Source organism: Aquimarina sp. I32.4 (genome assembly GCF_002924285.1).
GTDB lineage: Bacteria > Bacteroidota > Bacteroidia > Flavobacteriales > Flavobacteriaceae > Aquimarina.
The window spans coordinates 13,355-29,211 of record NZ_PGUB01000001.1; the positions used below are offsets into that span (position 1 = coordinate 13,355).

The following is a 15,857-nucleotide window of genomic DNA, read 5'->3' on the forward strand; positions in this document are numbered from 1 at the left end:
AATTAGTGTTGATCTCCACAATCTGGGCAGTCACCACCACCGTTACCTGAAGAAATACTGGCTACAACAATCATAACCCTTGAGACCTTCTGCCCTGTAAGATTATCTTTTACTGTAGCCTTGACACTGTATTCATGTGTACCTGTTGCAAAATTAGAGAAGCTAAAATTCGTACTCGATCCAGAACCAATTGTTTGTGAAGGAGCTGCACTCTTAAATACTCTCCATGTTATTTGATGTGATCTAGAACCTCCTGATATATTAGTTACACTAAATCGTACATTAGCACTTGCACCAGAAACAGAAGTAGCAGATTGACTTGTTTTGATAGTCATACCATTATACGATTTCAAGACGGGAGTATTAGAACTCCATTTAGAATTTGCGTTCTGTAATGTTAAATCAACTACTTTAAGTTTGATCGTATACGTTCCTGTATTAGGAAAATTGTGAGAATATGTTACTCCTGTAACACTCTGTTTTACGTTATTCACATACCACTCATATCTTCTAGATCCAGAACCCCCTCCAATATTAGAAGCTGTAAAAGAAGTGGTTGTACCACGAACGATATGAGTTTTTGAAGCAATTACTCTGGGAGTATTTAATGGGTTATATGCATACAATTTCTTGACACCACTAATCTTTGTTTTTCCACTGTTATTGTCGATTACCTTGAAACGAATATTATATGTTCCAGCTGTACCTGGTTTATACTTTAAAGTAGTTGTGGTATTAGCTTGTTTTACATTGTTTACAAACCATTCGTATCTTAAGTTACCTGTACCTCCTCCAATGTTGGAGGCGTTGAAATCAACGTTAGTTCCTTTTACAATATGCGTGTAATCTGAATCTACTATAGGTACATTGATAGGAGGGTAAGCGACTACTACATTCATTGTTTTACTTACACTATGTTTGGCCTGACTGTTATAGGCCACTACTAATACTCTATAGGAGCCTTCACTGCTAAAGGTTTTGGCAAAACTGGTAGTGGTACCACATTGTTCTTGTGTACCATCAACAGACCAAGTATAAAGATCAGCACCACTACTCCCTATGGTATTGGCAGTAAAGACAACTTCCTTTTTAGGTTGAATTGAACCTGTCCCAGATAGGTTGATCTTTACCTCACTCAAAGCATTGGATTGTTGTCCCTGATAATTATAATTAATTTTTTCTATTACCTTACTCTCATCGTCTATGACATAATTTAGACGGTTTATAATATCATATTCATAATACAAGGTGTAGCCCTTGGGATCGGTCATACTGGTTACTCCTATCAAAGGATCATAGGTATAAGAAGATATCATAGCATTGGGTAATCCTACCCGCATTGCATGGAGCGCATCTCGTAAAGCTCCTTCTTTACCACTACTACCCCGAGTACGGTCATTATCTGCATTTGATTTGGTTTGTAATCCAGCAATATATCCTGAGACTTCTATATACGATGCATTCTCGATCTTGGCAATAGGATAAGTATTTTGATACCCCCATATATACATGATATGCCTCCCATCTGCCCTTGAAACTTCTATAGGATTACCAGAGCTATCATATTTATGGTATTGCACTTTATCTGTTAATGGGTTAGTTGTGGTAATCGCTCCTTTTGCTGTTTGTATACTTTTAGGGAAAAATGAATTGGTAGCAATCCCTGGCTTAAACAAGGTACGCTGGGTAGATAACAGTGTAGTACCCATATAGGATTCTGTTTGTATAGGAGTAGCAATACGGTGTAATTGCTCTAATTTGAAATATGCACTCTCATCATCAATACTTAAATTGGCCAATTGACCTCTTTGGTTAGGATAATAGGTTTTCGTTTTTAATTGACTCCCTAGACTGTTTTTTACACCACTTTGAGTTTGAAAATGATTGGGGTGGTCGTATCTATATGATTTCTCAGTAACTACTGGATTCTGCCCATTGGTGTCATAGATCGTTTCTTTACTTGAGGTTAGTGCTTTTTTGCCTAATGAAATATAGCTCTTGTTATATATAAATCGATGATTGTACCCTCCACATCCCGGAATAGTACTTGAAGGCCCAACCATTCCATTCGGATCGATTGAATGTAAGTGATTAAACGGTAGTGTTGACTCTGCCAAAGTTGAATATGCATTATCTATTGATTTAAGCAAGGTATAGGTAATTCCTGATTTTTTATACACTTTTTGAGATTTTAGGCTACCTCCTGCCCAACTTTTTACTTTATAATTCATAAAATTACCATATCCATAAACTCTGATCGTTTCAAGGTGTGTTTGGTCTATTGGAAAAGGAGGAAAAATCCCACCACCAGAACATACTTCATGTACGTATCTAGGGTCTTTATAAAATGTAAATGCCGATCCACTACCTGGTGCACCTGTATCCATCAAACGATATACAGGAGTAGGTTCATACTCATATACGATTTTACCGTTATCAATTCCTGAAGCATCTGTATTATACTCTGTAACCTTTGTATATTCTGCAGATGGGCCACCATTTACATTTAATGAATAAGTAGGATGTGAACTAATAATGTTTAAAAGTTTTGGCTCACCAATTATTTCATGTAAAACCCTATAATTATTATCAGATACAGGAATTAAAACTCTAGGTTTATTGTAAGTATATTCTTTTTTAGAAGTAAATGCAGTATCAATACCATCATAGCTTGTAATTGATTTGATACGCAACCCTCCCACCAGTATATCTTTGTCTACGGCTTCATATCCATCTGACTCTTTCCATGATACATTAACAACAATCCCAGCACATCCGTAATTTGGAATAGAATTGGCAAATTCTTCTAGCTCTAGCTGATACGTTCTATTAGTATACTGTTTGATCGCAGCTGAAGAATATCCATTGTCATATTCTTGATCCCAAGACACAAAAGGTCTTTGGTATACATCATTATTTACCTTTACAAAAGCTTTGCGAGAATTTTGATTATGAAGACACGGCCTAAAAGAATATCGTAATACAGGATCAATAGCTCCACGAGGAATAGTATAACTAGCTGACAATCTACTTCTTCCACATCCAGTATCAGGAGAATCTACCGCAAAAGACAAGTTTTTATTCCTATAAATAGGTTCGTTTACCGTAACAGTATATTTATTAGCTTCATATTCAAACTCAGTATATCCGCCTGTGGGGTAGGTTATTTTGGTAAGAATCCCAGCTTTCGACTTATATTCATTGGCCGTTCTATCTCCTTTTCCTACTTCTGTTATATGTGGAAAAGGTTTGAGATTATCTCCCATAAAATAAAGGGTTGTCGTATGCTTATGCATATAACTTTCTGAATTGTTATTGGCATATCCCCAAAAATCCTGACCAGAAGAAGCTCTTATAGGCAATGCGGTAGTGTTATAGTCAAATGTATATTGTTGGGGTGTAGGGGCATTACTATAAACATCTACTCCCGTTAATTTTAGGGATTTGCTATACGCCTCTGTACCTAACTCGCTTTGAAGAATTCTGTCATACCATCCTCCAGATCGATTGTAATAGTCGTACTTAAAAGATATTTTTTTGATTAATGTGGTACTACCGTTTATAGTACTATATACTTTGATATGATTTAATTTACCAGATTGGCTATCTAATCGATCTAAACTATAATCAAACAAAACATAGCCCATTTTAAAATCAATTCGTTTCAATGTTTTTTCATAAGATTTGTACTCTAACTCCCCATTTTGTCGACTCACTGTTGGAGGTAGCGGACTCCAGCTTGGTAAAGGGGCATCTACTGCCGAAGCCAAGGCCATAGAAATCTGATCCCCTGTTTTTTCACTCTTTTTATCAAAAGCATGACTATCATACGATAAAGTTACCTCATCAGTTTGATTGGCAGAGATCACTTTAGTAAGATAATATGCTGTAGAATACTTTTTATACCCTGGTCCTATATAATGATTTCTATGACGATCTATTTCTTCTATTGCATCAAACTTTAACAAGGTGCCATTTTCCATCATTGCATTAATACTAGGGTTTTCTAGACTACCTCTAGTGATACTTATAGGGTTATAGTCACGAAATACATACTTATTGGTGATGTGATCATATGTAAATGTACCAGTAGTACCAGAATAATTAAAAAGGAAATCATCGGCATTAAGGTCTGCTCGTTGTTGGGTTACACCTACAAAAAGTGAGGAAAATGGACCAAACTGCACATTACCAAAATCCAGAGAGGTTCCATTACCAGGTAAACCTTTTACACTTCTTACAATCGCTCCACCGGCATTAAGGGTCCATCCTAATCCTACCCAAGAGGCTTCTTCATTTACCCTAATCCCTGAGGTAGCATTATAACTTAAACTGATTGGTATTTCTATATCCCCTTGCTTGATTGTATATAAAGGGATAGAAATATTAGTAGTTCCTAAATTGGTATTTACAGGAAATGCTCCATATTTACCTAAACTTGCCGCGTTAGGTGATATAGGGGTATAAGTGTTAAGTTCCTGAGCAATACCAATTCCTGATAAAAACAGGAATAGATAGATAATGTGTTTTTTCATTAGATGGTATATTTATGTATTTCTAGATTTAGACAACTTCATTTGATCTTTTAATTTTTATTACAATTTCCCACTCATAAAAGTGTACAATGTGTTTATATCTGTGCATAAATTCAATTTGTTAGGGCAATAGTACAATATAGAAGTACCATTTTTTGAAACTGGCTAAAAAAAAAATAAAAAAATATGAGAATTGTATTCTGATCTACTAAGAATAAAAAGAAAGGAAATGGATTTAACTTATTGATTATGTGTTAGTTATTGATTTTTTTGAGGTTTGGTAGAAAAATAAAAAATAACGAGGATAATATGTATAATTATCCTCGCTATTACCCAAATCCTGAAAAAAAACCAATCTTAATAATTATTGTATCAAAAAACTACCTTTATATTGTTGCTTGTTATCTCCTCTGAGAATATAGTAGTATACCCCAGACGTAAGGTCTTTTGTTTCAAAAATGAAAGTATTATTATTGGTCACAATACTTCCTTGTCGAACGATTCTTCCTAGCATATCTACTACAGTTATTTCTAATGCATTGTGTGTATGAGGCACTTGGATTGTTGTGTTGTTTTTGAATGGGTTAGGGTAATTGCTAAGTTGAGTTATTGTAACTTGTTCTACTGTTTCTGCAAGAGCAATTTCTTCGTTTTCACTTTCAGGCTCAAGGTCAGGAGTAGTCGTTGGTATTTTTGTAAAACCAAGATTAGCGACCTCTAGATAGAATGGAGAGAAGTTTTGGTAATCTCCCTGAATAGAAAATACAACGCTTCGTATATTTCCTATGCCTTCTTTACTTTTGCTACCGTTAGAGAAATCAGAAAAAGAAAGGATATATGTCTTATTTTCTGAAGAAGCATCAATTGTATATCTCAGCCTATTATTCCAATCCGTTAGATTTTCGGTTACTAATATGATTTCTATATCCTTATCAGCTTGCATGTCAAATTGTATTGCATCATAATCAGACACATCCAGTGTAAGTTCTCCTGCCAGAATATTTCTGAATAAGTTTATAGTTTCTTTTACTTCGCCCTCTACTACGGCATTACGTTCTATAGTATAGCTATTGTCTTTGATTTCTGGGTTGTGTTGTGTGATCTCAAAATTTTGGATAACTGCTCCCCGATCTAGATAATCGATACCCCAAGGGCCATCGGCTAGGTAAAGGGCATCTAGTTGAGAGGAATCTTCTGTTGCAATAGAGAATCCTATATCAAACAGGTTTCCAGTATCTATGCTTATTCGTTCATTATAAGCTCCAGATAGTGCTATTGTTTGAGTCATATTACGTTCTTCTGATAGTTCGGTTGCTCTTATGTTTCCTGAGAAATTGATATGACTTGCACCAAGTTTATTAACGATATTGAGTATAAGTTTCCCATTGTTATATGATCCTTTTTCTACAAATACTGTAGGCACTGTTTTATCGGTTTTATGACTTCGTAGTGGTTTATTTGTTAAAAAGGAATCCAGAATATGATTTGCAATATTTGCAACTTGTGGTACAGAACCTCCCCATACTTGAAAATTAATATAATTTCCTTCTGGGTAGTTGTCTATATTCCATAAACTATAGATTTCATTTTCATATTCTCCTTTTTTGATAGAAAAAGCGATTGCGTATTCTATTTCGCCAGTAGCTCTCTCTATTCTTGTACTTATTAGAGTATGCTTTTTTATGTTTACAGTTCTTACATCTAATAGCTTAGAGCCATTCAATCGGTCACAAATTGTTTTTGAATGATCATAAACGGTCCCTTCTGTTGATGTTGCTAGTGCAGCAGCCACTCTTTCTTGTCCGTTATAGTAATCTACAGAGAATACAGCATTTGCATTTGTGATCCCCAATAGATCATCAGGACTTGATACATAGGTAGATTCTGTTTTAAAGATTCCTGTCTCTGGGAAATAAGTACTTAAATCCTCACCATTACTAGATTTATATGATTTTACACTTGGTTGAAATTTTTGTTGTGCCTTTTTTGTATTGAAAACACGATTCGTTTTTGTACGATTAAAATTTCGTTGGGCGATCAGGTTTGCTAAATCCCCGTTGCTTTCTAACCCACCATTATTAGCAGAAGTTACATCGGTTGCAGTATCAATATCTACATAATTATCTGTGGTGATTGCGGTGTATGGACTTGCTGTGATATAGAATAAGGTATCATTAAAATCTTGATCACAAGAGGCATAATCTCTTCTTATATCTTCAAATCCTAAAATAATTCTTTCGTTATCGGGATCTGATAGCAGTACGTTATGATACCTCAGTATAGCATCACTCTCTGGGTTGTAATCAGGATTAGAGTGTAATTGCCAGTATCCTGTTCCAACACAATTATTTTCCCAGGCATTGGCTAATAATACCCATCCAATACCCGTATTTGGGGGGAAGCTTCCTATTTTTACTTTATCGCCTATCTGTAACCCACCACCACTACCTACTGCAGATACGTTAGGAAAAATAATCGTAATATCTTCTGGTGCTGGAATAGATGGTGAAGGAGTATTGATGTCATAGGTGTAAAACCCTAATGTATTTCTATATCCTGCCCCTTCTCCTACAAAAGTAACCCATATATCAGCCTGTTCTTGTACCACCACATCAGTATCATATCCAGATGTAATATAGTGTGGATTAAAATCAGGTACAGGATATCCTTCTGGCAAGGCACCATTAATCATATCTATCGTTTCTTGAGTTACGACATCTTGCCCGTCAAGATATTGTGGGGTTCCGTCGGTAGAGAAACTACCAAGATAATTATATCTATCGCAAATTTCTGGGATAGGAAAACTCTCAGGAGTCTGCCCACCATTATCAGTAGAAAAACTACTTTTTCTTAAATCAAAGCTATCATCCAGCCCATCTTGGTCATTATCAATTCCTGATAAAGTAGTCTCAGCAACTCCATCACCATCACTGTCGTAGGCTTCTGTACTATCTGATATACCATTATTATCAGAATCTGTATCTAGATGGTCATAAGTATCTGTGCCATCTGTATTGATTGTCCCGTTTGTTGTCCCTCCATAATCAGAATCAAAAGCATCATCTAATCCATCATTATCAGCATCGGTATTAGATAATCCAAGATAAGAAGTCGCATTTTGCCCTTCTATAAGGTCTACAATTCCATCATTATCAGAATCAATATCGTAGCAATCATAGATAGTGTCATTATCAGTGTCAATAAGTTGCAGGTTTGTACCAGTTTGGTCTGGATCAAAGGCATCTGCTAGTCCATCTGCATCTGTATCTATAAAGTTGGTATCTAAACCATTATGAACTCCATCATTATTAGAATCTTTATCACCTTGTCCTGCCTCTACAATATCATATATGCCATCGTTATCAGAATCAATATCAAGGAAATCAGGAATCCCGTCACCATCTTTATCAAAATCATCTTGTACTACATTATCTCCGTTACCACTGATGTCATTATCTAGGTAATTATACATGTCATCACCATCACTATCTCCATAAGGGTCTATACCATTGCATTCTACGGTATTTGTGATTCCATCCCCATCACTGTCGATATCCATAGAATCCAAAGCACCATCTTGATCTTTATCTAGGGGAGAAATACCACTGGCACATTTGAACCCATCATTAGAGTTTGTGGTTTCGGTAAGGTTTAGTAATGTTGCTGTAGGAGTATCACTCGTATAGTCATTTATTAGATAAAGGCCACCACTATTGTCTGATAAATAGAGTCGGTTATTGGCATCTGTATAGGCTGCTCCAAATGTACTACGAGGAAGGTTTGTTACATCTTTACTAGAAAATACAGGAGTTCCAGATGAGAGATCCCATTTATATAATTTCCCTCTACTACCACCATAAAAAGAACCATCAATATATGCAATATCAGCACATGTGCTAGGAGATGTTTGGTCAGCTGTAATAACCTCAAAAACAGGAGAGGATGTGCCGTCATAATCTTTTAGATTTGTTATTTTATGAAAAGTGTTTTTAGTAGTGTTTTGAAAAACCCATAAGTTCCCATCTGGATCAACATCTGCAGCATATCCACCGCCAAAAACTACGGTTCCTGATGGGGCTATTGCACCTAGATCAACAACCATGTCTTTTGCAACTCTCAGTAGGTGATTGTCATTTCTTTTGATGGCGTATAAATAGTTGTCAACCACATTATATCCACCAGCATTGTAAGAAGAATAGGTATGTAACCCATCAGAGTATGAGCCTGTGATGGGATCATACGCTTTCATTACACCAGAGATCACTTGATAAAAATTACCATCATCACAATCAAAAGGTTGTTGAGCGTGTATAGAAAATGTAATCAGTAGAATGAGAAGAGTAGTTATTTTTTTCATAGCGGTATGGGTTTAGTGTTCTGATGGTCAAAGCTAATGGATACCTGCTTTTTTGGAAAGATAATTCGATAAGCTGTAGTTTGTTGTAGGTGAGTAGGTTTTAAATCAAGATAAACATGATAGATTTTTAAAAAAAAAGGGGTGAGTGGGATAAAGAGGGGGGATGAGAATGAAAATTTTATAATGTTATTTTTCTCTAGAAGTACATTATATAGATAGACTATGGTCAATTACAGTAGATATCCTCAAAAAAAATATAAAAACAAGCTTTATTGTAAATAGAAAGATTAATTATACTAGTAATAGCCATTTTTTGTTAAATTAGTTTTTTTTAATTTATAGATACAACAACATATGATATATTTTTTACTATTAGTAGGATTGTTAATAATTCCTTTATTGATTGGGATTTCTATTTACAATGGTTTGGTTAATAAAAAAAACACGATGCAGGAAGGGTGGAGTAGTATTGATGTTTTTCTTAAGAAACGAAATGATTTAATCCCTAATTTATTAGAAACAGTAAAGGGGTATGCTACTCATGAGAAGGAGCTTTTTGAAAATGTTACTAAATCAAGAAATTTAGTTCAGAATGCTAATACAGTATCTGATCAAGGGAGTGCAGAAAATGCTTTGAAAAACTCTATGATGAATCTTTTTGCAATTTCAGAGAATTATCCTGATTTAAAGGCAAATCAGAATTTTATCGAAATGCAAAATGAATTAAGTGCTCTTGAAGAAGAAATTGAAATGGCACGAAGGTATTATAATGGCACTGTAAAAGATAATAATATTGCTATAGAGAGTTTTCCATCTAATATTATTTCCAATATGTTTAATTTTGAAAAAGGAATTTTCTTTGAAATTAAAGACGCTTCAGAGAGGGAGCCAGTAAAAGTGTCATTTTAAGCCCTCAGATTTTATGCTCAATATTTATGCTGCATATGATGTGTTTCCTAGCGCCAAAGGATCATCTACACATATAAAAGAAATGATATCAGAATTAGCTACTCATGGAGATGAATTGAGGCTACTTTGCTTACGAGGAAATGATAAGCTTCCTGCGGTACAAAGGCATGATAATATTCTGATCAAGAGGTATTATTCTGAAGAGAAACTAAACTATCTAGAAAAAGCGTCACTATTTTCTGAAGAAATATTTTTGGAGGTAGAAAGAAATGCAAAGGATATCATGATTGCTCATTTCAGAGATATTTGGAGTGGATTAGGGATTGTAGCACATAAAGATGTTACATCCGTTTTTGAGGTCAATGCTTTGACCTCGATAGAACTATCATATAGATATCCAAATCTCACAGATGATTTCTTGGATAAACTTAGATCGCTAGAACAAAAATGTCTTTCTGATGCAAATGTAATAGTTACACCTTCTTATACAACAAAAGAATTTCTGGTATCGAATTATACAATTCCTGAGAAAAAAATAAATGTTATCCCTAATGGAGCTTATATTCCAGAGAGTTTCGAGAAACCAGAGGATATACCAGAAAATTATATTATTTATTTTGGAGCCTTACAGCCATGGCAAGGAATAGAGGTACTCCTCAAAGCAATGACTTTTTTACAGGATTATAAAGAGTTGAAATTAGTGATTTGCTCCTCTGTAAAAGAGAAAGCATTTAAGCCATTACAGAAATTTATAGAGAAACTAGAGATTACCAATCGAGTGATTGTAAAATCAAAACTGCAAAGAGAGGAGTTATATAATTATATACATTATGCAAAGCTATCAATAGCTCCATTAAAAGCTTGTGACAGAAACATTATTCAGGGATGTAGCCCTCTCAAAATATTAGAATCTATGGCCTGTCAGACGACCATAGTAGCATCAGATTTACCAGTGGTCAGAGAACTTGTTTCAGAGAAAGAAGCTATGTTGTTTGAGCCTGATAGAGAGTTAGATCTGGCACGATGTATTCGTTTTTTATTGGATTCACCAGAAGAATCTAAAATTTTATCTGATAATGCTTTAGCTAGGATGAAAAAAGAGTTTACTTGGGAGCTACAATTACAGAAGTTAAAAAAACTATATAAGGAAATATCCACTTACTATGAATAAACAAGGGTCTGTATTAACCAAAGAACAGTATAGCGGAGCCCCTATAGAAAGGGCACATTTGCATAGAGGTTTTTCTTCTAAAAAAACACCGCTAAAATGGATTCGTTTTTTTAGAGCCTGCGTATTACAAAGACAGCATGCAAACGATGTAAAAAAGAAAAAAATTAATAAAATTTGGATTATAATTGTAAGTATTCTTGTGCTTATGTTTATTATAAAACAATACTATTACTTTCCTTTTACACTTGTCTTTATTATTAGTATCCTCACAGGAATAATAATGACAGTAAGGACAAAAAAGAGATTCAAGAAAAATTATACAGATGGATTTGATTTTTTTTCAGATTATTTTTCTGCTTTTTTTACATTAATAGAAGAAGACTTACTACCACAATCCAGAATTACATTAGAAGCAAATGTAAAAAGTACAATGCTTTCTGAAAACTTGAAGAAGAAAGAAAAACATGAAGCAAAGACTTCTGGTTTTTTATCAGGGACAAATTATTTTTATGAAAAAGAAATAAGTAAGGGGTCTTGTTTTTTTAATGATGGATCTATTGTGACCTTTAATTTTACAGAGCGTTTGCGTAATCGTATCGTAAATAAAAGAAGTGCAAGTGGCAAAAGAAAAACAAAACAAAAGTATAGATCAGTATATCCGTTTACTTTAAAAATGAAAATACCCAAAGCAAAATATATTCAGAAACAAGGGATGGATACATCAAAAGTTCAGATGGTAGAAGATGAGAACTATTATGTTGTTAAAACCGTCAGGAAATTTGATATTAAAAATGAAAATCCAGAAGAATATAACCCATATTCATCGAGCTCTATAACGATGTTCTCTGCAGATTACTTCTCATTAGAATTGATCAATTTAATAAATGCTAGTTATAGTTGTGTAACACCAAGAGTATAAAAACCATGGAAGAGAGAAAAAAATGTGAAGAAACAATCGGGTTGTTTGTATTGAGAACTTGCGATGCCATGATGGTTCATGCTTGTGAGAAATGTAATAAGCCTATATGTAATATTCATGCATTTGTACCAATAGAAGACCAGAAATCTATCGTTCCAACCCGTCACTTTTGCTTAAGCTGTTTTACAGAACAAGATACAAGGCTAACCAAGGATATAGAACTATACTCAAAAGACAGATATGTATGGCGCAGAAAAATGATAGAAAGATTTCATAAAGAATATGAGTACATGTCTTTTATAGCAGAAGATTATGGGTATTTGTTTGCAACCAGTACTTATGGTATGTATGATGATATTGACGATAATACCTCTTATTTTGATAGCTAGATGAGTCTTTTATTTATTACACAACATTATCATCCTAGTAAGGGAGGAATGGCCGAATCATGCGATCGATTGATTCGTAATTTTAGAAAACACAAAATAGATGTACACATAGTACATTTTAACAATAGAAAAACAAAATTTCATACAGAAGCTGCTGTAAAAGGAAGTTATTCTACAGTACCAGTATACCATTCAGAAGAATTCACACTAAATCTGGCATCGCAGTTCATACAAGAATTACCTATGCTAGATGAAATACAATACGTAGTCGCATTTGGCGGGCATCTACCGATTGTTTTGGGACCTATTATATCAAAATGGATAGATAAAGAGCTGATTACCTTGATACGAGGAAATGATTTTGATGAAGCCATTTTTTCAAAAAGACGAGAAGCATTATTATATACATTACATCAATCAAAATTCATATTTACTGTTACAAGCGAGAAAAAAGAGAAAATAACTAAGCTTATAGAACATCCCAATGTTTACTTTACACAAAATGGGATTGATTGTAACTTATGGAAGCCAGCAAAAAGCCAATTGCCACAGATTAGTGCACTAAAAGAACTTTCCAAAGAAAAAAAGCGGATTGTTATTATAGGGCAGTTAAAAGTTAAAAAAGGAATTCTTGAGTTTTCAAATACGTTCTCATCGTTTAATTACAAAGAAGAGTATGAAGTTTGGATGGTTGGCGATATAGAGGAATCGGCAAAGGATTATATTGATCAATTGGATATTAGAGTACGGTTTTTTCCTTTTGTCAATAAAAATGAATTGATTGGTTTTTATCATGCAGCAGATATTGTAATGATCCCTTCTTTTTATGATGGTATGCCTAATGTATTACTAGAAGCAGGAGCCTCAAAAAATGTAGTGATTGCATCAAGAGTAGGAGGAATAAAAGATGTAATAGAACACGAAGAAGATGGTTTTTTGTTTAATCCATTAAAACCTTCTAGCTTACTAGAAGTACTGATTAAAGTACATAAGTTAAGTCCAGAAAATAAATTAGAAATTGCACAACGTTTATTTGATAAGATAAACAATGAATACACTCAGGAGAAAGAGATTACAAATTATTTAACAAAATTACAATTATGAAAAATAGTTATATCATAGCACTAGTATCCTTGTTACTAATAATAAGTAGCTGTAAGACAAATACAGAAAACAATTCATCAAAAGAAACTGTTATTACTGAGGAGGTAGAAACAACAACGATTGATGATAGTCAAATAGAGATATCAACGCCTGCAGGAGATAAAATAGGAGGGTTTGCATTAAATCCTTTAAAAATAAATGTAGGAGGAAATACATATACAAGTAAGACTAAACCAGGTAAACATAAATTCTATACCAATGGTACTATGGTATATGAAATAAAGTTAAAAGGAGAAGGTTTTAAACTAAGAGATGAAAATTCGAATCTTCTTTGGAAAATTAAAGTATACCCAGACAAGATTAAAATTTCTGACAATGAAGAGAACCAAAATGCATTCGAAATAAAAAATAAAGAAGGCAAAATAAAAATAAAAAAGAATGAAGAAGAGTTGTATAGAGTACAATTTAACGCTTCTTTTGTAGTGGCTAATGATACAGCTATATATCAATTGTCCTCTGATCAGGATTATTACGGATATGCTATTTTGGCAATAAAAGAAATTCCCGAAGAACAAAGAATGTTTATTCTAGCAGGATTGATAGAGCAACTGTAATGAAATTGTTTTATGTATATGGGTCAGGGTTAGGGCATCTCAATAGAATACTGAGTTATATACGTATTAAAAAAATTAAGTTGTCATCCTGTATTATTTTAACAAATTCAAAACACAAAAACTATCTTCCACAAGAAATAACAGTGCAATACTATCCTGATCCTTTTTTTAAGGATCATGCATTGTTTTCTGAAACACTCACTCGATGCATTGATAATAACAATGTTGATGAGCTTGTGGTAGATGTTTTTCCGTGTGGTTTTTATGGAGAACTAACTATTTTGTCTAAGGTATCAGTAAAAAAAACGCTACTTACTCGTATCCTCAAAACATCTTATTTTGATGAGTATACCTCACCATGGTATGATGAGTTGGTTGTATTAGAAAAAGGAATAGAACTAGATTATTATAATTATAAAGAGAAAATACATTTGTCTATTATTGATGGCTTTGTGTATCATACTATAGATACATACCCTGTAAAAGCTCCTTTTTTTCTTATAATTCATTCAGAACCAGAAGAAGAGGTGATCCAATTATATAAGCTAGCTAAATTATATCAAAAGAATAAAGAGCATATTTATATACAGACATATTGTAATACTATAAAGTTTGTAGAAGAAAATGTTACCGTAATTTTAGCAAAAGACCCAATTCTTCAGCTATTAGAGCAATCAACAAAAATTTTTACTGCCTGTGGTTTCAATACTTTTTTTGCTACTCAAAAGTACCGTAACAAACAATATTTTTTACCTTTCAAAAGGCGGTTTGATGATCAGTTTAAACGTAAAAATAAGAATGAATTACAATAAGTTTAATCGTCTCATTAATTCAGGGCGATTAGAGCGACTTACAGGAACCACATCTTTTGCGATAAGAACGCTGTTATCCTCTATATCAATAATTTTTTTGATGTTTATTATGTAAGAGCGATGTACTTTTAGAAAAAGATCATCGGGTAGTTTTTCTTCTACTTTTTTTAAGGTAGAATGTACTGTATAATTCTGTTTTTCTGTTTTGATTAATACATAATCCCCTTTGGCTTCTACCAGATTGATAGTAGGTATATTTATTTTGATCAACCTACGATCAATATTTATATAGAGTTCGTTTTTCTCGATCTGATTTGTGGTGAGGGTTTCAGTAGTCTTTTCTATTACAGGTGTGGTTTTTGGAGTATTTTCTACTTTCTGGATTGCTTTTAGAAACCGAGGCAAAGTAATAGGTTTTACCAAATAATCTACAATACAATCATATTCAAAAGCTTCAAGAGCAAATTTTTTATCAGAAGTAGTTAGAATTACCTGTGGTGGGTTTTTTAAGGTATCTATAAAATCAAATCCTGTAAAATCAGGCATGTGAATATCTAGAAATATAAGATCTATAGCTTCTTTGTTTAAGAACTTGATAGCCTGAATTGCATTAGGAAAATCTTGACTTACATTTAACTCCTCTACTTGTGAGCATAGCTGTTTTATAATAAACCTAGAAGTCTCTTCATCATCTATAATTATGCAGTTCATATAAGTTGGTTTTTTAAAGCGTTTTAAGAAAATGTTCTATAGTATCTAAAATTACTATAAATTTTGAATATAATGAAGGATCATTCTTTTTTAAACCTTCTTCAAAATCTATAGTGATCTGATACCCTGATTCAAAACCTAGCATTCCTATTTTATGTTTCAGTTTATGCACATTTTCTGCTGCCATTAAGTATGCTTTTGAGGTATAGTTAGTAAAAAACTCATTCTTTTCTTCTGGGAATTCTCGTTTTACAATGGCAATCAGCTTTTGTTCAAACTCTTGAGAGCCAGCAGAAAGTTCTTTGATGTAAATAAGGTTAGGGGTCTCGTTCATAG

Annotated in this window: 11 protein-coding genes; 7 read left to right on the top strand and 4 right to left on the bottom strand. The window is 33.6% G+C overall.

Translation table 11 applies throughout. The features are described 5' to 3' along the window. Window positions 1-2: 2 nt before the first annotated feature. Together CVD18_RS00045 and CVD18_RS00050 are read right to left on the bottom strand one after the other, a co-directional pair. The gene (locus tag CVD18_RS00045) at window positions 3-4,535 is read right to left on the bottom strand and encodes a hypothetical protein (RefSeq protein WP_103863402.1); all 4,533 of its coding nucleotides are present in this window, start codon (window positions 4,533-4,535) and stop codon (window positions 3-5) included. A gap of 364 nt (window positions 4,536-4,899) precedes the next feature. After that, entirely contained in the window at window positions 4,900-8,892 is a 3,993-nt protein-coding gene (locus CVD18_RS00050) for a DUF4114 domain-containing protein (RefSeq protein WP_103863403.1), read from the bottom strand. Between the two features lie 354 nt (window positions 8,893-9,246). Between CVD18_RS00050 and CVD18_RS00055 the strand changes: the two genes are divergently transcribed. Genes CVD18_RS00055 through CVD18_RS00085 form a run of 7 tightly spaced genes read left to right on the top strand, consistent with a single transcriptional unit; the run spans window position 9,247 to window position 14,810 of the window. Next, window positions 9,247-9,801, top strand: coding sequence for a LemA family protein (locus CVD18_RS00055; protein WP_103863404.1), 555 nt, complete (start codon window positions 9,247-9,249; stop codon window positions 9,799-9,801). Window positions 9,802-9,814: 13 nt separating this feature from the next. Continuing rightward, window positions 9,815-10,972: a glycosyltransferase family 4 protein gene (locus CVD18_RS00060; protein ID WP_103863405.1), complete on the top strand. Its 1,158-nt coding sequence runs from the start codon at window positions 9,815-9,817 to the stop codon at window positions 10,970-10,972. Next, window positions 10,965-11,891, top strand: coding sequence for a hypothetical protein (locus CVD18_RS00065; protein ID WP_103863406.1), 927 nt, complete (start codon window positions 10,965-10,967; stop codon window positions 11,889-11,891). Before CVD18_RS00060 ends, CVD18_RS00065 begins: the two co-directional genes overlap by 8 nt. A 5-nt stretch (window positions 11,892-11,896) precedes the next feature. Continuing rightward, entirely contained in the window at window positions 11,897-12,280 is a 384-nt protein-coding gene (locus CVD18_RS00070; RefSeq protein ID WP_103863407.1) for a hypothetical protein, read from the top strand. Next, window positions 12,281-13,384, top strand: coding sequence for a glycosyltransferase family 4 protein (locus CVD18_RS00075; protein WP_103863408.1), 1,104 nt, complete (start codon window positions 12,281-12,283; stop codon window positions 13,382-13,384). Beyond that, window positions 13,381-13,998 carry a hypothetical protein gene (locus CVD18_RS00080; RefSeq protein ID WP_103863409.1) on the top strand — a complete coding sequence of 206 codons (618 nt, stop codon included), beginning with the start codon at window positions 13,381-13,383 and terminating at the stop codon, window positions 13,996-13,998. Before CVD18_RS00075 ends, CVD18_RS00080 begins: the two co-directional genes overlap by 4 nt. Then, window positions 13,998-14,810: a hypothetical protein gene (locus CVD18_RS00085; protein ID WP_103863410.1), complete on the top strand. Its 813-nt coding sequence runs from the start codon at window positions 13,998-14,000 to the stop codon at window positions 14,808-14,810. The genes CVD18_RS00080 and CVD18_RS00085 overlap by 1 nt, the downstream gene beginning before the upstream one ends. On the opposite strand, the gene CVD18_RS00090 is transcribed toward CVD18_RS00085, so the two are convergent. Beyond that, the gene (locus tag CVD18_RS00090) at window positions 14,802-15,521 is read right to left on the bottom strand and encodes a LytTR family DNA-binding domain-containing protein (protein ID WP_103863411.1); all 720 of its coding nucleotides are present in this window, start codon (window positions 15,519-15,521) and stop codon (window positions 14,802-14,804) included. The genes CVD18_RS00085 and CVD18_RS00090 overlap by 9 nt on opposite strands. A gap of 13 nt (window positions 15,522-15,534) precedes the next feature. Then, window positions 15,535-15,855, bottom strand: coding sequence for an Hpt domain-containing protein (locus CVD18_RS00095; RefSeq protein WP_103863412.1), 321 nt, complete (start codon window positions 15,853-15,855; stop codon window positions 15,535-15,537). Window positions 15,856-15,857: the final 2 nt, after the last annotated feature.

What these genes read in the sequence shown, in the direction of transcription:
- CVD18_RS00045 (WP_103863402.1), bottom strand. Translation starts at nt 4,535, where the DNA reads ATGAAAAAACACATTATCTATCTATTCCTGTTTTTATCAGGAATTGGT.
- CVD18_RS00050 (WP_103863403.1), bottom strand. Translation starts at nt 8,892, where the DNA reads ATGAAAAAAATAACTACTCTTCTCATTCTACTGATTACATTTTCTATA.
- CVD18_RS00055 (WP_103863404.1), top strand. Translation starts at nt 9,247, where the DNA reads ATGATATATTTTTTACTATTAGTAGGATTGTTAATAATTCCTTTATTG.
- CVD18_RS00060 (WP_103863405.1), top strand. Translation starts at nt 9,815, where the DNA reads ATGCTCAATATTTATGCTGCATATGATGTGTTTCCTAGCGCCAAAGGA.
- CVD18_RS00065 (WP_103863406.1), top strand. Translation starts at nt 10,965, where the DNA reads ATGAATAAACAAGGGTCTGTATTAACCAAAGAACAGTATAGCGGAGCC.
- CVD18_RS00070 (WP_103863407.1), top strand. Translation starts at nt 11,897, where the DNA reads ATGGAAGAGAGAAAAAAATGTGAAGAAACAATCGGGTTGTTTGTATTG.
- CVD18_RS00075 (WP_103863408.1), top strand. Translation starts at nt 12,281, where the DNA reads ATGAGTCTTTTATTTATTACACAACATTATCATCCTAGTAAGGGAGGA.
- CVD18_RS00080 (WP_103863409.1), top strand. Translation starts at nt 13,381, where the DNA reads ATGAAAAATAGTTATATCATAGCACTAGTATCCTTGTTACTAATAATA.
- CVD18_RS00085 (WP_103863410.1), top strand. Translation starts at nt 13,998, where the DNA reads ATGAAATTGTTTTATGTATATGGGTCAGGGTTAGGGCATCTCAATAGA.
- CVD18_RS00090 (WP_103863411.1), bottom strand. Translation starts at nt 15,521, where the DNA reads ATGAACTGCATAATTATAGATGATGAAGAGACTTCTAGGTTTATTATA.
- CVD18_RS00095 (WP_103863412.1), bottom strand. Translation starts at nt 15,855, where the DNA reads ATGAACGAGACCCCTAACCTTATTTACATCAAAGAACTTTCTGCTGGC.